This window comes from Hoeflea sp. Naph1, from assembly GCF_046837775.1.
GTDB lineage: Bacteria > Pseudomonadota > Alphaproteobacteria > Rhizobiales > Rhizobiaceae > Hoeflea.
In genome coordinates this window covers 253,566-273,516 of sequence record NZ_CP177286.1, presented here as the reverse complement: position 1 = coordinate 273,516, position 19,951 = coordinate 253,566, and the positions used below count along the sequence as shown (strand labels likewise).

Sequence of the window (19,951 nt, the reverse complement as noted above, 5' to 3'; positions counted from 1 at the left end):
CAAGAATCATTGATTACAGCCGGAAGATGCCGGTAGCTGTGATACAGGTGGCAGGCTTGGACATGTGCGGGCATCGCCTTTAGCGGATATGGATTTGCCGCACGTTGTTAGCTCAGCGAAAATCCTTTCGATCTTGTGGTGTTGACGGTCGAAGGTTCGGTTTACCTTCAATCGGAAAGTATGGTGCGGTCTGCCGACTGCTCACCGCACCCCATGCTGCAATGGAAAGTTAGCCACTTCATCTCTTTATTAGGTCACGACACCAGAGGCAGGAGTTTGAGGGCGAGGTGATAATGCAGCCTGAGCTTGGGCTGCAGCGCCTTTTTATGGGTCATCGAAACCACAAGACCAATGCGATAGCGTACGGTGTTGTGGTGGATGTTCAGTGTTCGCGCGGTTTCACGGTAGTTGGTGTCGCAGTCGAGAAATGTGCGAAAGGTTTCGAGCAGGTTCACCTTGTGCTTCTGGTCATGCTCTATCAGTGTGCCAAGCCATTCGTGAACAAAGCGCTGCACATCGGGCTGCATGGAGCTGCGTGAAAACAGACGGTAAAATCCCGTTTCATCATACAGGTGGACGCCAACCCCGTTTGCACTGCGACCATGGTCCAACGCCTGTTTGGCCTGTTCGTAGGCACGATAGAAATGATTGACCGCGGTAATCTGGCTCACGCCCGCAGACCAGATCGCCGCATGCGCACCTATCTTGCGCATCTGTGTGTTGATCTGCTCGGTAAGAGCGTCGGGGCGGCAAATCTCGTCGTTGTCCTCCGGAACCATGACAACAACATGCTCGTTGTTGATGACCCCTGTTATGGGGCCGTCAGATTTGGTGAAGTGCACCCGCAAGGCGCTGGACAAAGCACGGAAATGATCGGTGTCAACGTCCTGAAAAGCGATGATGATGCAGACATAACGGGGATGAAGTCGCTTGCCGATTGCCGCGTAGCGTGCGGTGAGCGCAGAAACGTTCTGGCTGCCTATGCTGCGGTCGGTCAAGGAAAGAACGAACTCGTTCTGTCGTTCAAAGATAACGCTCTGGTCAGTTCGGTTTTGGCGAATCTTGAGCGAAATCAGCATTTTGGCATAAACCAGATCTTCCAGATCCGCGCCGGTGAGCTGTCGTGTCTTTTCCACCACGACGAGGTTGCCGATCATGCCATTCGCACGTTCGTAGGGCGAGAATACAACACTCGTGCCGCGGCCTGAGCGCCGGTGGAGTTCATTGGCCGGATCGAGGCATTCGCTTTTCCAGCCGTCCTCCTCCAAAAGCGTCAGGGCGGCCTGAATGTCCGCTTCGCTTTTGTGTGGCGCGCTGAGAGACAGGCCGTCCATCGGACTGATCACCACGATCGGGTTCGACATCAACTTGCTGAGTTCGGCAAGCAGTTGCTCAAGAGATATGTCCGGCAACATGATCTGGCCGAAACGCCCGCCCGGCAACTCGGGCTGAGCCATCCTGGGTGTGCGGGTCTCGAAGAAACTCGACATCACGGGGGTGATGATCTCGACCCAGGCAGCATTTTCCGGAACGACCAAAATGGGGAAATCGAGGGCATTGGCGCAGTCGATCATCTCCTGCGGGACGCTCTTCATGTACCGGTTCAGCTTGAGGCCGAGGCCGGACGCGCCATGATCGACCAGGTCATGAACAAATTTGTCCAGGTCATGACGCAACTGAAGCAGCGGGTAGGTCGACGTAAGGACCAATTCCCGGCCCCGTAGCCAGCGCACAGCATCGGGTGCATCCAGCACCGTCGCCGTCTCGACAATTCGATTGGTTCCGTTTTTGCCGGCAAGCAATGCACTTCCGAGCATAGCAGGCAGGTCAAGGACCTGTTCGACCGTTAAGGCCATGAAATCAATCCCCTTCGGCAATTCGAAACCAAAATTGGGAGGTCCTTCTTTGTATCCTCGGTACAAATATCTAACACTCTTTTCATTGCCTTGGTCAATAGTTTTTTGCTGACACGTCGGTAGGCTCACTGCAGGTTTCGGAGGACAGGTTATTGAACGAACATCCCCCCTTGCGTACGGAACAGCGTGACGCGCTTGCCTTTCTCCAGCAGGTCGTGAGTTTTGACTCGGTTTCACCTCCGGGGAACGAATTGGCGCTCGCACGCATGCTTGAGGCGCGGTTGGCAACAGCCGGCATTGCGGCAACCATCTTTGAAGAAAATGCAGTTCAGGCAAATCTGGTCGCGACACTGCGTGGTGGTTCGCCGGGTCCCCGGTTGGTGCTGAGCGGTCATTTGGACACGGTGCCGATTGGCGATGCACCGTGGCGGCATGATCCCTTCGGCGGCGTGATCGAAGACGGCCGCATGTATGGCCGCGGCACAGCCGACATGAAGGGCGGCCTTGTTGCTCTTCTCTATGCATTCATGCGGCACAGCCAGTTGGCGCCTTCGCAATGGTGTGGCGAACTGGTTTTCGCCGCCACCTATGCTGAGGAGATCGGCGCGCTCGGTGCGTTGACGATGGTTCGCGAGCGACAGCTTTCCAATTTCGATGCGATGATCATCGCTGAACCGACAAGCGGTCGGTTGGTGATCGAGCACAAGGGCGTGCTGTGGTTGCGGATCACCTGCTTTGGAAAAACCGCCCATGGCTCGATGCCTGAAGCGGGAATCAATGCTGTTGAAAAACTGCATCTGTTCTACCAGCACCTGAAGGCCGTGCCGATCGGCAAGTCTTCCTCTGCGCTGTTGTCTGACCCGACCTGCGTTGTCACCTCCTTTAACGGTGGTAAAAGCTGCAATGTCATTCCCGATCGATCGCAGTTAACCATCGACATCCGCACTGTTCCGGGCCAAAGCCACCGTGACATCATCTCGAAGATCGAAGCGATAACAGCAAAAATTGTGGCAGAGGATGAAGGCGCCCGGTTCGAGGTTGAGACGATTCTTGATCTCACCGGTGTGTCAACAAAGGACAGCGCCAGAATCGTTGCCGACTGCCGGTCCGTCCTTTCCGAAAAGGCCCCCGATGGAGGCGCCGTGCATGGCGCTCAGTACTTCACCGATGGGTCGGCCTTTACCGAAATCGGTGGTGACATCGTCATCCTCGGTCCGGGTGATCCGCAACAGGCACACCAGACCGATGAGCACCTGTCGATCGATGCCTATCTGGGCGCGATCGACACCTACAGCCAAATCATACAACGGTTCCTTAGCAAGCCCTAACGGGAGAAAAGAGAGAACATGCAGTACATAGCAAAAAGAACAGCATCGCTCATGGCCGGATTGGTGAGTGTCGGCATCGTCATGGGCGCCGGTTTGGCACAGGCGGAAACGACCTTGAAAGTCGGGCATGTGTTTGCGGCCGATCACCCCTGGCAGATCGCTTTGGAAGGGATGGCCAAGGACGTTGCCGAAGCAACCGGCGATGAAGTCATCATCCAGGTCTACCCAAGCTCGCAGCTCGGCGGCGACCGCGAAATGGCTGAAGGCCTGCAGCTCGGCACAGTCGAGATGGGTCTTTTTGGTACTGGCGCCCTTCAGGTGCTCGACAAGCGCCTCATCATCGAGGAATTGCCTTATGCTTGGCCGACACGCGAGCATGCCTATGCCGCTCTCGATGGCGAACTCGGCGACGCGCTTGCCGAAATTCTTGCCACCAAGAGCATCAACACGCTGAGCTGGTGGGAGAGCGGCTACCGTCACATCACCAACTCGGTTCGGCCGATCAATACGCCCGACGACCTGAAGGGCATCAAGCTTCGCGTTCCGGAAGCCGAGCTGCGTCTGGACACTTTCCGCGAGCTTGGCGCACTGCCGACACCGATGGCGTTTTCGGAAGTCTTCACGTCGCTGCAGCAGAAGGTTGTTGACGGTCAGGAAAATCCGCTGGCGACTATCTATGCTTCGAAGTTCAACGAAGTTCAGGATAACCTCGCGCTTTCCGGTCATATCTGGGGGTCGGCCGTGCTGACCATCTCCAAACAGGCTTGGGAAAAGCTGACCGAGGAACAGCAGACGATTCTTCTGGAAAAGGCCGAGATCTGGAAGGAAAAAGAGCGCGAGATGATCCGCAACAGCGACGAGGAAGTTCTCGCCAAGCTCGAAGCTGCCGGTATGAAAGTCACCCGGCCTGATTCGGCCGCGTTCAATGAAAAGGTCCAGCCCGTCTGGGACAAGTATGAGGGCGTCTTCGGTGAAGACCTTCTCAATCTGGTTCGCAAATACTCTAAGTAAAACAAGTGTCTTGGGCGGGGTATTGCACTCCGCCCAAGCCGTCTCGGATCGGATCGACCATGGGTCAACCTCTTTTTGCAATCAAGAAAACCATCATCAAGCTGGTCGAGTGGATGCTGATGCTGATGCTTCTGGCCATGACCGGCGTCATGTTCGGGCAAATCATCTGGCGTTATCTGCTGGAGGCGCCGCTTGTCTGGTCTGAGGAGCTGGCGCTGCTGCTGATGGTGTGGATGACATTTCTGGGCTCGGCATTGATGCTGGAGCGCAAGGAGCATGTTGCCATTGACGTGTTTGTCGATCTGCTGCCGGACGGATTGAAGCGCTTGATGCAGATACTCGGAGCGATTGTGATCCTCATTTTCAACTGCGCCCTGACCTATGGCGCCTTCGTTATCGCAGAGACGGCCTGGGAATCCCTGATGCCCGGGCTGAAGATCTCGGGAAGCTGGCAATATATAGGCGTCTTGTTGGGCGGCGGGCTGCTGACGCTGGTTTCTCTTGAGGCACTTGTTCACGCGCTGCGCGGAACTTCGGGAAATGAGGTCGCGCAATGAGTATCGTTCTCTTCATCCTCCTTTTTGGACTGATCATCATCAACGTACCGATCGCTTTTGCCATCGGTTTCGCCTGCCTTACCTATCTCTGGTTCATGGACATCAATCTCGCACTGGTCGCGCAACGATCAGCGGCGGGGATCTATTCCTACCCCTTCCTGGCCTTGCCGATGTTCGTCTTCGCCGGCGTGCTGATGGAACATGGGGGCATCACCCAGCGAATGATGCGTCTGGCCAATGCCATGATCGGGCACATTGCAGGCGGGCTTGCCGCGGTTACGGTGTGTGGCAGCGCCCTGTTCGGCGCGCTGTCGGGATCGGCGATCGGCGACACGGCGGCGATTGGCTCGATCATGATTCCGGCGATGAAGGCCAAGCGCTACGCCGCCGGCTTTGCCGCCGCCCTTCAGGGCTGCAGCGGCGTCCTCGCCTCGCTGATTCCGCCCAGCCTGACGATGGTCATCCTTGGCGCTACCGGCAATATTTCGATCGCCGGCCTGCTGATCGGCGGCCTTGTCCCAGGTATTCTGATGGCAGCGGCGCTCATCACCATCTCGTTCATCATCAGCAAACGTCGCGGTTATGGTGGTGGCGAGCGTGCTGGCTTGCGTGAATTCATCGCTGCACTGTCAGACTCGGTGTTGCCGCTGCTGCTGCCGGTCATCATTCTTGGCGGCATTTTGGGTGGCATCGTCACGGTGACGGAAGCTGCGGTGCTGGCCGTGGTCTATGCATTCCTGCTGTCGGTGGTGATTTACCGCGAAGTCAAAATCTCCGACATGATGGCGATCAGCATGAAGGTCGTGCGCATCGCCGTCCCGGTTCAGTTGATCGTGGCGATTTCGCATCTGTTCGCCTGGATCATCACCACCGAACAGATTCCCCAACAACTGACCGGGTTCTTTTCAGCCGTTGCGCCGGATCCGTTGACCTTCCTGATCCTGCTCAATTTTCTGCTGCTGCTGCTCGGCACGTTCATGGAAAGCAATGCGCTGATCATCATTCTGATCCCGATACTGATGCCGGTGGTTGTGCAATACGGTATCGATCCGCTGCATTTTGGCGTCATGTTCGTCGTCAACTTGTGCATCGGCGCCAATACGCCGCCGCTGGGTGTGACCCTGATGACGGCGGCGAAGATAGCCGATGTCCGGTTTGCAGAAGCCTCACGAGCCGTGTTGCCGTTTCTTGCGGCGATGCTGCTGGTGCTTGTTCTGACGATCCTGTTCCCGCAATTGTCGACCTTCCTGCCTCACCTGTTCATGTAGCCCACGGAGTCTGATTTTGAAAAAGACCGCCATTCAGATCAAAGAGATTGACCACGTTGCAACTGCAACGGCCGAGCTGTTACCGTCGGAAACGGTGCTGGTGACCGGCATTGGCAACGGCACGCCGCTTCAGGTTGAAGAGCGCATTCCCCGGGGCCACAAGATCGCGCTGCGCGACATCGCTGCCAATGAACAAATCTGCAAATATGGCGAAGTGATCGGCGTGGCCTTGGCAGCCATCAAGACCGGGCATTGGGTCCATGTTCACAACTGCCGTGGCGCTAAAGGCAGACGTTTCGACGCAAATCCAAATGAAAACGGAGGTGGATATGATGAAGTTTAAGGGTTATCGCCGCACGGACGGATCCATCGGCATCCGCAATCATATCCTGGTCATTCCCACGGTCTCGTGTGTCAATCGGGTTGCGCTCGACATCGCGACCAAGACCGGCGCCGTGACATTCATGCATCCTTACGGCTGCACTTTCGACGCTGTGGAAAACACCACCACCGAAGACACATTCATCGGCCATGGCTGCCATCCTAATGTCGGCGCTGTGCTGGTCCTGAGCCTTGGGTGCGAAACCGCGTCAGCCGTGCGCATCACCGATGCGATCAAGGCGACAGGCAAGCCGGTGGAAATGCTGGTGGTGCAGAAACAGGGCGGCGCGCGCGCGACACGCGATACCGGTATCGAGACCGTGGAGCGCTTGCGTCAACAGACCCCGAGCGAACCGCAAGACGATGGCGATGTCAGCGAACTGATCATCGCTCTGGAATGCGGTTCATCGGATGCGTTTTCCGGACTGACCGCCAATCCGGCAGTTGGAGAAGCCGCTGATGTGCTGGTGGGCGCGGGCGGAACCGTGGTGCTTTCCGAGATCACCGAGATGGTCGGCGCAGAACGGGTGTTGTGGCGCCGGGGCAAGAACGACCAGATCAAGCAGGATCTGATGAAGCTCATCAAGGAATATGAAATCGAGTTGTCGATGACCACCCAGGATGACAGCGGTGTGTTTATCTCGCCCGGCAACATCGAGGGTGGACTTACCACTATCGAGGAAAAGTCGCTGGGGTGCATCTACAAGGCGGGAACGCAACCGATCGTGCAGATCGTCAAATATGGCGAGCGGCCGACGGAAAAGGGCGTGGTTATCATGGACACGCCGGGCTTCGACATCGCATCGGTGACCGGCAAGGTCGCCGGCGGGGCCCACATGGTGCTGTTCACCACGGGCAAGGGCACCCCGACGGGGTCCTGCATTGCACCTGTGCTGAAGATCAGTTCCAACAACGAGACCTATCGGGCGATGGAGGACGATATCGATCTGAGTGCCGGCGATGTGCTCGAAGGCACCAAGTCGCTGAAACAGGTCGGCGCCGAGATCGTTGAACTGGTGATGCAGGTCGCCAACGGCAAGCAGGGCAAATCCGAGTATTTCAATATCCAGGAGTTTGCCATTCCCAATGTCAGCGTTGTCCGCAAGGAAGTGATTCATCAGAAGCTTGCAGAACAAAACGACTTTCGGTTTCAGCCGTCATGAAGCTTGCTTACATGTATGCAACGCCTGACGTCGAACCGGCGCAGGTGACAGCGATTCAGGGTCCGATTGCCGCCACACTGGAGACCATAGCCCGCACCGGTTACACCGGTGTGGAACTGCTTGTCTGCAATCCGGCACAAATCGACAGGCGTGCTTTGACCAGCGCAATCGGCACGACCGGTCTGGATATGCCGGCAGTCTGTACCGGGGAAGTTTACGGCCAGGACGGACTGTCATTTGCCGACCCCGATCCGCTGCGCAGACAGCAGGCGATAGACCGGATGAAGGCGTCGATGGATCTGGCCGCAGAATATGGTGCCATGGTCAATATCGGCCGGCTTCGCGGTCGCTACCGCGATGACGTCGCCAGCCAGCAGACGCTCGACTGGATCGGCGAGGCCATCGAAGCATCTACGCGTGCTTTTCCCGAGGTGCCGATCGTGCTCGAACCCGTGAACCGGAACTATGCCAACTGCCTGATGACCACGCGTGAGACCTGCGCGTTCGTTCGCGAACTTGGCGTTGCCAATCTTGGCGTCATGCTGGACACGGCGCATATTCTTACCGAGCAGGAAACGGTAACTGACGCCATCCGCGAGGCCGGCGATCTATTCTGGCATTTTCACATTACCGATTCCGACCGGCTTCCGGTTGGTGACGGCAGCTACGATATCGCCGCCGCCATGAAGGCCGTCGAGGAAAGCGGATTTGACCGCTACGTCACCGTCGAAACCTTTCAGATTCCCGATGCGGCGCATTCGATCCTTGCAAGCCGAGAGGCCATGCAACCTTATTTCCCGTCCGCGTCCTGACGCGATCCACTCTGAGGTAAAACAGATGAAAATCATCCGCTTCATTCATGAAGGCAATACATCCTATGGGGTGCTGGAGGGCGATAATGTTGCCGTCCTGTCCGGCCAGCCCTTCGATTCGATCAACAAGAGCGGCCAGATGCTACCGCTTGCTTCCGTCAGCGTGCTTGCGCCAGTGGCGCCCAGCAAACTGGTTTGCGTCGGCTTGAACTACACGCTCCATGCCAAGGAGTCGGGTGTTGCCGTGCCGGCCGAGCCGATGTTGTTCATGTGCGCGCCCTCGGCCATCATCGCCGATGGCGAGGAAATTGTACTCGACAGCCAAACTCAGCGCGTCGACTTCGAGGCGGAAATCGGCATCGTCGTCGGTAAAACCGCGCGCAACGTTGCCGCCGGGGACGCTGCAAAACATATCCTTGGCTACACCTGCGCCAATGATGTCTCCAATCGCGATTTGCAGCGGGCCGATGGCCAGTTCACGCGCGCCAAGTCCTTCGATACCTACAAGCCGGTCGGTCCTTGCATCGAAACAGATCTCGACGCCGACAATGTAGATATCAAGCTCTGGCAGAATGGTGAGTTGCGCCAGTCGTCCAACACCAGTGACATGATCTTCCCGATAGGCAGAATTTTTGAATTCGTGTCGAGCATCATGACGCTGTTGCCTGGCGATCTGATCATTACCGGTACGCCGTCGGGTGTCGGACCGATGAAGTCAGGTGACGAGATCGTTGTGGAGATCGAAAAGATCGGCCGCTTGCGCAACACCGTTGCCTGACGCGGCAGCCTGAAAGCCTGATACGCCCCATTCAGGCTCTCTATCAAGTTCATCATCACGCCGTGCCTCCCTTTGGATGCACGGCGTTTTGGTTTTGATCGGAGTGCCGTTACGGCCCTGATCATGTAACGCAAATGCGAGAAAGGGCGCCCAGTTTTTCGCGAGCACCCTTTCTTTTGTTTCGTCAGATCCGGTGTGGCTTTCACCGGATGCCAGGCGCCGGCATGGTCCCGATCACCGCAACAGTGCGGTCGGATACAAGGCGAGCGCGGGAATGTAGGTAATCACCAGAAGTGCGATGATCAGGGCGATCAGAAACGGTTTGATCGCACGGATGAACTCACCGATGCTGGTTCCCGAGATCCCGCAGGTCACATACATCAAGACGCCCAGCGGCGGCGTCAACTGGCCGATGACGAGGTTGATGATCATGACAATGCCGAAATGCACCGGGTCGATGCCCAGCGACTGGATCAGCGGCAACAGGATTGGAACCAGGATGATGATCAGCACCAGCGTCTCCATGAAGGTGCCGAGCACCAGAAGGATGATGTTGATCAGCAACAGGATGACGAAGGGATTATCGGAAACACCGGTCAGGAACGACAGCATCTGCTGCGGAGCTTGCCCGACAGACAGGATCCATCCGAACGGCGCGGCGGTCGCGGCGATGATGAGAATGGATGAGGTGTCGCGTGCCGCACCCGCAAAAATATCAGGCAGTTCACGGAAACTCAGCGTGCGGTAGACAAACAGTCCGACGACAAATGCATAGCCGGCAGCAATTGCGGCAACCTCTGTTGCGGTGAAAATGCCCATGCGGAAGCCGACGATGATGATGACGGGCATCAGCAGTGCCCAGGACGCATCGAAGAATGAGCTGAGCAAGGCCCGTCCGGAGAAGTCCGGACCACGGCCAAAACCGCGTTGCCGGGTTATGACGGCGACAGTGCCCAGAAGCGCAATGGCGATGACCAGGCCCGGGACAATGCCGGCCACAAAAAGATCGCCGATCGAGACATTGGCCTGCCAGCCGTAGATCACCAGCAGGATGGATGGAGGGATCACCGGAGCGAGGACAGCGGACGAGGCGGTCAACGCAACGCTGAAGCCCTTGTCGAAGCCGTGCTTGACCATCTGGGGCACAAAGACACGCGTTGTGGCGGCGCAATCGGCAAGCGACGAACCGGATATCCCCGACATGAAGACGTTGGTCAGAACATTGACGTAGGCCATGCCGCCGCGGATATGGCCAACCAGTGCACCGGTCAGCGCGAACAGGCGCTCCGAGATGCCGGAGGAGTTCATCAGGGTGCCGGCAAGAATGAACAGCGGAATGGCAAGCAACGGAAACGATTGCAGGCCCGAAGTCATGCGCTGCACCGCGATCGTCAGCGGAATGCCTTCAAGCCAGATCACTGCAATTGCCGATGCCGCGAGCGCGTAGGCGGTCGGGACACCGATCAGCAACATCAGAACAAGCACAAGAACCAGGGTAACGATCATGCGCTGATTTCCACTTCGTTCTGTTGCTCAAGCGTGCTCTGCAGTGCCGTACGAACGCCCGTTTCAAGGCAAATACGAATGACATGCAGCGCCGCGCACAGGCTCGTGACCGGAAGCGCAAGTGTATAGAAACCGAAGGTAACGCCCATCATCGGGGTCAGGTCGTTCCAGGTGGTGTGAACATATTTCAGGCCGAAGTGAATGAGCACGGCGAACACGGCCAGACAGACGAAAACTGCGGCGATTGCGGCCAGTTTGTCAAACCGTGCCGGAAGTATGCGCAGCATGAAGTCGATGCGGATATGCTGATGGGTCGACAGCGCCGAACTGGCGCCGATGAACACCATCCAGGTAAACACCATCGTCAGAAATTCTTCAGTCCAGGTGATCGGTGTTCCGAGCACGTATCGGCAGAAGACGGTGGCTGTGAGGATGACGAAAATCGTGGCCAGCAACACCCACAACAAGTGATGCTCGATCTGCCGTATGCAATTGTCGAGCTTGATAACAAACTTCACTGCGGCCTCCCAGCGTGAGTGAAAAATGCCGGACCGGGTTAACCGGTCCGGCATTCATGCATGACTTATTGTTCGCGAATGCTCTTGATGGTGGCGCGCACCCGCGAGATGTTTTCTTCGCCCCAACGCTCGGAAAGCGCGGTGAAGACTGCTTCGGTCGACTTTTCGGCAAAGGCGGCGCGATCGGGATCATCGATCACGGTGACCTTTCCGGTGGCGACGATTTCCTTCAGCATGTCTTCCTCTGCACGCTGCTGCAGCAGGGTCATCTTGGCAGAGGCGGCGCCGACTTCCTCCAGGATGATGCGCTGATGACGCGGCTCCAGGGCAGCAAACGAATTCTTGTTCATCAGGATCAAATTGTTCTGCAGCATGTGGCGCGACAGAACGATGTATTTCTGAACCTCATAGAACTTGCGTGCATAGATCGTCGGGATCGGATTTTCCTGGCCGTCGACGGTGCCCTGCTGCAGCGCGGTGTAAACATCGCTGAACGGAATAGGGGTCGGTGCGGCGCCGATGCCACGGATCATCTCGACCCAGACAGGCGATTCCGGCACGCGGATCTTCAAGCCCTTCATGTCTTCGGGGGTGCGTACTTCCTTTTCAGAAAGGGTGAAGTTGCGCCATCCCCAGTACCAGATCTTGGTCAGCGGAATGATGTTGTGGGTTTCCTCAAGCTCGTCAAAGGCCGGCTGCATCGCCGCGCCGGAGATGACGGCCTCGGCTTCAAGCCAGTTGCTCCACAGGAACGGCGTGCTGGGGATTTCCATAGCCGGAACGAGCGTGCTCGCTGCAGCCATCGAGGCAGCGGTTATGTCAAGCACACCATCCCGCAACTGCTGGACCATATCGGTTTCCTTGCCGAGCTGCTCGCCGGGGAAAACCTGAATCTTGATTTCGCCGTCGGTACGTTCGGCAATCCGTTCGACGAATTCGTCATAAAGCTTGCTTGAAACTTCGCCGGCGACATTGGGATGCCCAAAGCGCAGGACCGTTTCTGCCTGGGCTCCCGTCGCCCAGATTACAGCTGCCGCTACACAAATGCGGAATGTGTTCTTGAGTGCCATTCTACCCTCCAAAGCATGATTCAGCGATTGGCACCGGCTTGCAAATCTGGTCCGCAACGGCACCAAGAGAGCCCATGTTATTGGGGAGGGGGACAAATTCTATTGACCAGCACAACGAATTTGCCCAACCGTTCTTGTGCTGTGGATACAACGGAGCCGGAAACGGAGTGAGGGAAGAACTGATTTTTGATTGTGCGTTTTGATGGAGTTCGGCTGTAAAACTCAGTCGACCATCTTCAGTTTTCATACTGGGTGAAGCCGCCGATACTCTTCCCAAAAACGGTGTTGATGTTCAGTTGGTCACGGTGCCATCGACGATAACAAAGGCCTGTCCGTGTGAGCAGCACTCGATGCGTGCATTGACCTGGTAGACGTCGCGCAGAAGCTCTTCGGTGATCACGGAGGCCACCGGGCCACTGGCCACCATGGTGCCTTCGGCGATGACAATGACATTGTCGCAATAGCGCAGGGCATGGTTGAGATCATGCAGCGCAATCAGCACGGTCATGTCCATGCGCGCTGCAAGGTGGCGGATCAGGGTCAGTACCTCGATCTGTCGCGACAGGTCGAGTGCCGAGGTTGGTTCGTCCATCAGCAACACACCGGGCTTGCGCACCAGCGCCTGGGCAATCGATACCAACTGGCGCTGGCCACCGGAGAGTTCCGAGAGGTGCCGGAAGGCAAGCTCGGTGATGCGCAGCGCATCAAGTGTGTCGTCGATATCAGCAAGTTGCTGGTCCGATACGCGCCAGTCGCCGCCCTGCTTGGCGGCCAGCAGCACTGATTCATAGACCGTCAGCACCGCATTGACGCCGGTGTCCTGCGGCATGTAGCAGATCCGGCCGCTGGCGGCCTCGGCGCCGGAGACCTCGACAATCCCGGCGCCGCCAATCAGATCCGCCACGCGCTTGAACAAGGTCGACTTGCCGGCCGCATTGGGCCCGATGACGGCGGTCAGCTCTCCGTTGACCAGCAGATCGGAGGTGACATCGGAGAGCACCACACGCTTGCCGTAGCGGGCACCGACGCCGCTCAGCGTCAGGTTCACCATGATCGTCTCCGGTTGGTGAAGATCAGCGAGAAGAAGAACGGCACGCCCACCAATGCGGTGATCACGCCGATTGGCAGGATGGCGCCGGGAATGATCATCTTGCTGACCACCGAGGTGACAGACAGCATCAGCGCACCGCAGATCATCGAGGCAGGCAGATAAAAACGCTGATCTTCACCGACCAGCATGCGGGCGATATGCGGTCCGACCAGGCCGATGAAACCGATGGTGCCGACGAAAGCGACAGGAATGGCGGCGAGAAGACTGACAAGCAGCAACGTCTCGAGCCGCAACCGGCGAATGTTGACGCCCATGCTGGCCGCCTTGTCGTCGCCGAGCCGCAAGGCGGTCAGCGCCCAGGCATTGCGCGCAAACAAAGGTGCGCAGATGGCGAGCACGCCGCCGGTGATCCAGACCTTGGCCCAGGTGGCCTTGGTGAGGCTGCCCATGGTCCAGAAGATGACGGCGGCGAGTGCCTGTTCTGACGCCAGATATTCCAGCAGTGCCAGCAGCGCGTTGAAAGTAAACACCAGTGCGATGCCGAGCAGTACGATGGTTTCGACATTGACGCCGCGCATGGTCGAGACGCCGTAGATGAACAGCGAAGCCAGCATCGCCATGAAGAAGGCATTGAGTGGCACCATGTACTGCACTGCGGCAGGAAAAATGGCGACACCCGCCACCAGCCCGAGGGCTGCGCCAAAGCCGGCAGCAGCCGAAATCCCCAGAGTAAACGGGCTTGCCAGCGGGTTGGCTAGAATGGTCTGCATCTGCGCGCCGGCCAGCGACAGGCAGGCGCCCACAGTCACTGCCATCATTGCAATCGGCATGCGGATGTCCCAGATCACCACCTGCAGCTGGACATCGATGCCGGCGGGCCACAGGACGGCGGTAACAACTTCGCTGAGGCTGTAGCTCGCCGGACCGAGCGCCATGTCGGTGGCGACGCTGACCACCAGTGCTGCAATCAGACCGGTGATCAGAAGGATTCGCCGTGCCGCCAGCGCACGGTAACGGTTGCCGCCGCTGATGTCGGAGAGGGTTTCGCTGGCCATGGTCATGGGAATATCCGGTTCGAGCAGAAAACTCCGGCGGCGGGGCCGCCGGAGCGTGGCATCACTTTGCCGGGTTGAGCGAGGCGAAATAGCCCGGACGGTATTCCACCGGCAGGAACTTCTCGTGCAGGTCGGCGAATGTCTGGCTCGGATCAAGATCCTTGAACAGGTCCGGATGCAGCCACTTTGCCAATTGCTGAACCGCGATGAACTGGTAGGGACTATTGTAGAACTGGTGCCAGATGCCGTGCACATTGCCGTCCTTGACCGCCTTGACGCCGGTGAAGGCCGGGCGCTGCATCAGCACGTTGAGCTTGCGCTCGGATTCGGCATTGTCAGCGCCAGCGCCCAGGCCGACCCAGTTGCCGCTCGGGACATAGTTTTCCCAGTTGGCACCGGTGATGATGATCTGGTCCGGGTCGGAAGCGATGATCTGCTCGGGATTCACCGTGCCAAAGGTGCCGGGAATGATATCCTTGGCCATGTTGTTGCCGCCGGCCATTTCCACCATCTTGCCGAAATTCTCGTTGCCGAACGACATGCAGCAATCGTCGCTGTAACCTCCGGCACGCTCAACGAAGACCAGCGGCTTCTTCAGATCCTCGATCTTGTCGAGCACGTCGGTCACCTTGGCCATCTGCTCCTGACGGAATTCGACGAATTCCTCGGCGCGGGCTACCTTGCCGAACAATTGGCCAATGATGCGCATCGACTGGTCGGTGTGGGCGATCGGCTTCTCACGGAAATCGATATAAACTAGGGGAATGCCGACCTTGGCGAGTTTTTCGATATAGCCGCTTTCCTGGGTGGCCGACTTGGCTTCGGTGTTCATGATGATGACGTCGGGGTTCAACTCAATGGCCTGCTCGAGGTTGAACGTGCCGTCCTTCATGCCGCCGAAAGTCGGAATGCCTTCCATCTGCGGGAATGTCTCAAGATATTCATTGTAGCCGTCGAGATCGGCCTTCTTGAAATCGTCACGCCAGCCGACGACGCGCTCGAAAGGGGCCTCGGTATCAAGGGCGGCGACAAAGTAGATCTGCCGTCCTTCACCGAGGATGACCCGCTCAACCGGTACGCTGACTTCCACCTCGCGACCGGTGATGTCGGTGATCGTGACCGTCTCACCGGCGATGGAATCGGCGGAAAAAAGCGCGAGCGAAATCGTGGCGGCGAATGCCACCTTCTTGAAAATAAACATGTTGTCTCCAGCAATCTTGTCTTGAAAACGAATTATTATATTATGACTTTCGCAGTCAAGTTTTATCTTTTAGAAGGATTCCAGAGCAACCGGAGACTGGACCGTGGACACGTCAGGCATGTCGCAAAATTTTGAACTGAGGGATGAAATCAAGGCCTACTGGTCATCGCGCGCTGAAAGCTTTGACAGCCAGGCCGGTCACGAGATCTTTTCGGACGCGGAACGTGCTGCCTGGCACCAGCTGATCCTCCGGCATGTCGGACACGGCGAGCGGCGACGCGCGCTTGATCTCGCCTCGGGTACCGGCGTGGTATCAAATCTGCTGGACGATCTGGGGTTCGATGTCACGGGCATGGACTGGTCCGAGCCGATGCTGGAGCGCGCCCGCACCAAGGCCAGGTTGCAGGGGCGTTCGGCGCGATTCCTGATGGGCGATGCCGAGAACACCATGGAGCCCGATGCCAGCTATGATGTGATCATCAACCGGCATCTGGTCTGGACGCTTGTCGATCCCAAGGCTGCGTTTTCAGAATGGTTGCGCGTGCTCAAGCCGGGTGGAAAGGTGCTGATTGTCGACGGCGACTTCGTCAATTCCGGGCTTCTGGCCAAGCTCGCCAATACACTTGCCCGTACCATCGCCCGCTTTCGTAAAGTCAGACCCGGGAGCACGCAATCAACAGCGATGACGGAGACGCATCACAGCATCCTGTCGCGGGTCTATTTCTCCCGCGGTGCTCACGCCAGCGCAGTTGCAGCACTATTGGCCCAGGCCGGCTTTGAAAACATAGTGATCGACGTCGACATGCGCGCCATTCACAGGGCACAGAAAAAGAACTTCCCATTTCTCAAGCGCATCGAGCGTGCCACCCAGCATCGATACGCCATTTGTGCGCGCAAACCAGCCAGCCGGGCAATCGCTGAACCGCATGGCGAATGATGGGGCGGTCGCTCCAATTCATGAAGAAGCCGCGCACCCTGATGGATGCGCGGCCCTGTAACAGCTCGGATTTATGCATGTCGTCTTTATCGCAAAACCGCTTCATGATTTTGCGCGACAGGCATTAGAATTCTTCCCAGTTCTCCTGCGCAACAGCCGCATTGCCCTGGCTGCGCCGCTGAGGATGGATAGAGTTTGCTGCCGGGCGGGAGGGCCGGGACACTTCCGCCATGGTCCGGGCGGTTGCATGCAAGGCGGCAGACTGCGCTGAGGCAGCTCCGTCAATCCTGAACTGCGAGATCAGTTCGCGCAACTTGGCGGCCTCGGTGGCCAGCTCGGATGATGCAGCATTGGATTGTTCCACCATTGCGGCATTCTGCTGAGTTGTCTGGTCCATCGAATTGACGGCCTGATTGACCTCGGAAAGCCCGGTTGACTGCTCCTTGGCTGAAACAGCAATCGCATCCATGTGGGTGTTGATCTCGGAGATAAAGCCGCCGATCGTGTGCAGGGCTTCACTTGCCTTGCGAACCAGATCCACGCCGCCGGAAACTTCCGTGGAGGAGTTCTCGATCAGTTCCTTGATTTCCTTCGCGGCCTTTGCCGAGCGTTGGGCAAGTTCGCGCACTTCCTGAGCGACGACTGCAAAGCCCTTGCCGGCTTCACCGGCGCGCGCTGCCTCGACCCCGGCATTGAGTGCCAGCAGGTTGGTCTGGAAAGCAATCTCGTCGATCACGCCAATGATGTTGGAAATCTGCTTCGAACTCTCCTCGATCCGGCGCATTGCATCCTCGGCCTGGCCAACAACCTCGGAGGATTGCGTGGCCGATGTATTGGCCTGGGAAGCAACGCCGCGGGCTTCTTCCGTCCGCTTGGTCGAATTGACCACATTGGCCGTGATTTCCTCAACAGCGGCTGCGGTTTCTTCAAGCGCTGCGGCCTGACGTTCCGTACGCTTTGACAGATCATCGGTACTGTTGGCGATTTCGCGGGTTCCGGTTTCCATGACCGAAACGCTGTCGGTTATCGATGCCATGGTCGTGCCCAATTGCTTGACCGACTGGTTGAAGTCATGGCGCAGGGCTTCAAAGTCCGGCGCGAATGCCTCTTCAAGCTGGAATGAGAGATCGCCGGATGCAAGCCTCTTGAGGCCGGCTGCAAGGCCGGAGGTAGCAACCTTGAGGCGTGCCGCGGCATCGGCTTCAGCACGCTCCTGGGCTTCAATGCGATCGGCTTCGGCCTGCTTGCGGTTTTCCTCCGCCTCGGTCTCCAACCGCTGGTTGGCGATTGCCGCTTCGCGGAAGATCTGCATGGATTCCGCCATTTTGCCGATCTCGTCCTTGCCACCCTTGTCGATGACCACGTCGAGTTCGCCATTGGCGAGCCTTGCAGTGATGTCGGCAAGCCGCCCCAACGGGCGAGAGACGAGCTGGAAGTTCAGCAGCCCCATCAAGGCGGCAACTATTGCTACCAAGAGCGAGGCGCCCAGGCTGATGAATTCAACGGCCGAGAGCGCCGACATCTGATCGGCTCCAGCCGCGTCAGCCTGCTTCTGAACAGTGGCTGTGACGGCATCTATCTTGCTTTCGAAATCGCCAAGAAGACGGGCACCGGTGCCGGTCAGTTCCAGCGCTCGCGCCAGTTCAACCGTCATCGGGTCGCGCATCAGCTTGATCTGCCTGTCGACAACGGAAACACGCCAGTCGGCAATCACGGCGGCGGCTTCGCCAATTGCCGAAAGCTGCTCCGACGCATGTTCGGAATAGAGTGTTTCAAGAGCCGCGATCTGTGTGTCTATTTCGCCACCAACGGACTGGTAAGTCTTGACGAAATCGCGGTTGCCGGTCAGCAAAAAGTTCTTCAAGGCAAGGTTGGCCCTATTGACGTTGTCGGTGAGCTCCGACGTTTCGTTCAGCAACTGTCCCATGGACCGGCTGTGTTCAACAAGCTCTGTTGCCGTCAGCGCCCGCGCGTAGATGAAGCTGGAGGCACCGATCGCAATGACAGCGAGTATTGCGAATGCGGCAAACCCCTTGGCACTAACAGATATGTTCTTGAGCATGATAAGCGTCCTGTTGTCTCTCGGCGGTCGCGGCTTGGGTCCTGGGGACGGTCACGACACGATGTGATTTCATTGCATCATGCATCGGGCGCGGAGCGCCGTTGCAGTTCGGTCAGGTTGACTTCCATTGTGACAGCGCCAATCGACGCGTCGCTGTCTGCCTCGGTCAGAGTGAAGCTCACCTGCCCGCGCCAGATCCTGGCTTCATCGTCCCATTCGGGTTCGCCAATGAAGAGTGCATCGCCGGAAATGTCATAAGTCTTCTGGAATTTGGCTTCGTCGCCCTGCCAGAAATCGCTGGTGATCGAGCTCTGGCCGACATTCAGGCCGTTTTGATCCATCACGAAGATTTCGGCATAAAGGCCGAGAGACTTGCCCTGCAAACGGGCGAGGTAAACAGAGAGCGGATTTGACAGTGTCGCTGCAATCAGCGGCTTGTCGTCGCTTTCGCGTTCCGCACGCCATTGCTCGTCCAGTGCATCGATCTCGCCCTGGTCAAGCTTTTGCAGGCGGTCGTTTTGAGCATCGACCGAAATGCGGACGATATCGGTTTCAATCCACTGCCGCATGTCTTGAACCACCGAAGGTGTGATCAGACTCCGGATATTAGGCTTGGCCGGCTCAGCGAAAACCGGTGATATCATCGCCGATGTGGCGCTGATAATGACAAAAGCTTTGAGAACGTCCATTGGTATCTCCTCCAGTTGGAGAAGATTTGGACTTGAAAATTTAACACCGCATTAAGTCTAATCCAAATTGCTCGATGAGAAAGCACCGTTAATATCTTGGGGTTATGGTTCAGAACCACAGTCGATGGCAATTGCAGGAGGGCTAACTCCAGAAAGGATCTGAGGAGTTCGAGGGAGATGTGATTGCTTCAGTTTCGCAAGAATTCGATGGTGATGCGGGCCGCAGTGCGATCCGCTTGCTCTGGATCCATGCGCAAACGCTCGGGAGTACCCAGATGCACAATCCCGCAAGGCGTGCCGCGCCGGAGCGTAGCCGGGAAGCACCGCCTCGGTGGGATATTTGGTCAAGTGAAACCAGTTGCCTTGGCTCTGCAGTCAGGTTGAATTTCCCGGCGCAATGCGCTCAAGCGACGGATGAGAAAGAGCGGTCATAATTCCCCGAAGTTCGGCCAGCCCCTTGAGGCGGCCGATGGCGGGATAGCCTGGCTGGGTATTGATGGCGACGTCCGTCATGGCCGCAGAGACGACCCTTAAACTCGGGCACCTCGCCAGCGGGGATGCCCGGTGGCAAAGCTTCCGCCAAGTTGGCGACGGCCTGAGCCTAGCCTTCGTTGAAATCGAAAAGGCTGGTGCAGTACCAATTCTGGCGCGATTAATATGGTCCCTGCACTAAGGGAGCATTAACAATAAAGCACCAGTCTAAAGCGG

19 protein-coding genes are annotated in these 19,951 nt (G+C 57.5%); 9 read left to right on the top strand and 10 right to left on the bottom strand.

The window, feature by feature from the left end; all coding sequences use genetic code 11:
- Positions 1-254 precede the first annotated feature (254 nt).
- Positions 255-1,856 carry a PucR family transcriptional regulator gene (locus ACK6D9_RS01285; RefSeq protein ID WP_412050339.1) on the bottom strand — a complete coding sequence of 534 codons (1,602 nt, stop codon included), beginning with the start codon at positions 1,854-1,856 and terminating at the stop codon, positions 255-257.
- Positions 1,857-2,008: 152 nt separating this feature from the next.
- Between ACK6D9_RS01285 and ACK6D9_RS01280 the strand changes: the two genes are divergently transcribed.
- Genes ACK6D9_RS01280 through ACK6D9_RS01245 form a run of 8 tightly spaced genes read left to right on the top strand, consistent with a single transcriptional unit; the run spans position 2,009 to position 9,154 of the window.
- Positions 2,009-3,184, top strand: a complete 1,176-nt coding sequence (locus ACK6D9_RS01280) for a M20 family metallopeptidase (protein WP_412050338.1) — start codon at positions 2,009-2,011, stop codon at positions 3,182-3,184.
- 51 nt (positions 3,185-3,235) lie between these two features.
- A complete protein-coding gene (locus ACK6D9_RS01275; RefSeq protein WP_322990622.1) occupies positions 3,236-4,195 on the top strand; it encodes a DctP family TRAP transporter solute-binding subunit in 960 nt (319 codons plus the stop codon).
- 59 nt (positions 4,196-4,254) lie between these two features.
- Complete coding sequence (locus ACK6D9_RS01270) at positions 4,255-4,752, top strand: TRAP transporter small permease (RefSeq protein WP_412050337.1); 498 nt, start codon at positions 4,255-4,257, stop codon at positions 4,750-4,752.
- Complete coding sequence (locus ACK6D9_RS01265; protein WP_267654346.1) at positions 4,749-6,020, top strand: TRAP transporter large permease; 1,272 nt, start codon at positions 4,749-4,751, stop codon at positions 6,018-6,020. Before ACK6D9_RS01270 ends, ACK6D9_RS01265 begins: the two co-directional genes overlap by 4 nt.
- 16 nt (positions 6,021-6,036) lie before the next feature.
- A complete protein-coding gene (locus tag ACK6D9_RS01260; protein ID WP_412050336.1) occupies positions 6,037-6,363 on the top strand; it encodes a UxaA family hydrolase in 327 nt (108 codons plus the stop codon).
- Positions 6,350-7,564, top strand: coding sequence for a UxaA family hydrolase (locus ACK6D9_RS01255; protein WP_412050335.1), 1,215 nt, complete (start codon positions 6,350-6,352; stop codon positions 7,562-7,564). Before ACK6D9_RS01260 ends, ACK6D9_RS01255 begins: the two co-directional genes overlap by 14 nt.
- Entirely contained in the window at positions 7,561-8,376 is an 816-nt protein-coding gene (locus ACK6D9_RS01250) for a sugar phosphate isomerase/epimerase family protein (protein WP_322990529.1), read from the top strand. Before ACK6D9_RS01255 ends, ACK6D9_RS01250 begins: the two co-directional genes overlap by 4 nt.
- A 25-nt stretch (positions 8,377-8,401) precedes the next feature.
- Positions 8,402-9,154, top strand: a complete 753-nt coding sequence (locus ACK6D9_RS01245) for a fumarylacetoacetate hydrolase family protein (RefSeq protein WP_322990530.1) — start codon at positions 8,402-8,404, stop codon at positions 9,152-9,154.
- Positions 9,155-9,388: 234 nt separating this feature from the next.
- On the opposite strand, the gene ACK6D9_RS01240 is transcribed toward ACK6D9_RS01245, so the two are convergent.
- From ACK6D9_RS01240 to ACK6D9_RS01215, 6 genes are all read right to left on the bottom strand, one after another.
- Positions 9,389-10,660, bottom strand: a complete 1,272-nt coding sequence (locus tag ACK6D9_RS01240; RefSeq protein WP_412050334.1) for a TRAP transporter large permease — start codon at positions 10,658-10,660, stop codon at positions 9,389-9,391.
- A complete protein-coding gene (locus tag ACK6D9_RS01235; protein ID WP_267654340.1) occupies positions 10,657-11,178 on the bottom strand; it encodes a TRAP transporter small permease in 522 nt (173 codons plus the stop codon). The genes ACK6D9_RS01240 and ACK6D9_RS01235 overlap by 4 nt, the downstream gene beginning before the upstream one ends.
- A 65-nt stretch (positions 11,179-11,243) precedes the next feature.
- The gene (locus tag ACK6D9_RS01230; protein WP_412050333.1) at positions 11,244-12,248 is read right to left on the bottom strand and encodes a TRAP transporter substrate-binding protein; all 1,005 of its coding nucleotides are present in this window, start codon (positions 12,246-12,248) and stop codon (positions 11,244-11,246) included.
- Positions 12,249-12,540: 292 nt separating this feature from the next.
- Positions 12,541-13,299, bottom strand: coding sequence for an ABC transporter ATP-binding protein (locus tag ACK6D9_RS01225; protein WP_412050332.1), 759 nt, complete (start codon positions 13,297-13,299; stop codon positions 12,541-12,543).
- Positions 13,293-14,360: a FecCD family ABC transporter permease gene (locus ACK6D9_RS01220; RefSeq protein WP_412050331.1), complete on the bottom strand. Its 1,068-nt coding sequence runs from the start codon at positions 14,358-14,360 to the stop codon at positions 13,293-13,295. The genes ACK6D9_RS01225 and ACK6D9_RS01220 overlap by 7 nt, the downstream gene beginning before the upstream one ends.
- A 55-nt stretch (positions 14,361-14,415) precedes the next feature.
- Entirely contained in the window at positions 14,416-15,555 is a 1,140-nt protein-coding gene (locus tag ACK6D9_RS01215; protein ID WP_412050330.1) for an ABC transporter substrate-binding protein, read from the bottom strand.
- A 118-nt stretch (positions 15,556-15,673) separates the two neighbouring features.
- On the opposite strand from ACK6D9_RS01215, the gene ACK6D9_RS01210 reads away from it, so the two are divergent.
- Entirely contained in the window at positions 15,674-16,492 is an 819-nt protein-coding gene (locus ACK6D9_RS01210; protein WP_412050329.1) for a methyltransferase domain-containing protein, read from the top strand.
- Positions 16,493-16,616: 124 nt separating this feature from the next.
- Here the strand turns inward: ACK6D9_RS01210 and ACK6D9_RS01205 are convergent, their stop codons facing one another.
- The 3 genes from ACK6D9_RS01205 to ACK6D9_RS01195 all read right to left on the bottom strand — a co-directional run bounded on the left by ACK6D9_RS01205 (position 16,617) and on the right by ACK6D9_RS01195 (position 19,756).
- A complete protein-coding gene (locus tag ACK6D9_RS01205) occupies positions 16,617-18,554 on the bottom strand; it encodes a methyl-accepting chemotaxis protein (protein WP_412050328.1) in 1,938 nt (645 codons plus the stop codon).
- Positions 18,555-18,631: 77 nt separating this feature from the next.
- Positions 18,632-19,243 carry a hypothetical protein gene (locus ACK6D9_RS01200; protein ID WP_412050327.1) on the bottom strand — a complete coding sequence of 204 codons (612 nt, stop codon included), beginning with the start codon at positions 19,241-19,243 and terminating at the stop codon, positions 18,632-18,634.
- A gap of 375 nt (positions 19,244-19,618) precedes the next feature.
- Positions 19,619-19,756, bottom strand: a complete 138-nt coding sequence (locus ACK6D9_RS01195) for a hypothetical protein (RefSeq protein ID WP_412051887.1) — start codon at positions 19,754-19,756, stop codon at positions 19,619-19,621.
- Positions 19,757-19,951: the final 195 nt, after the last annotated feature.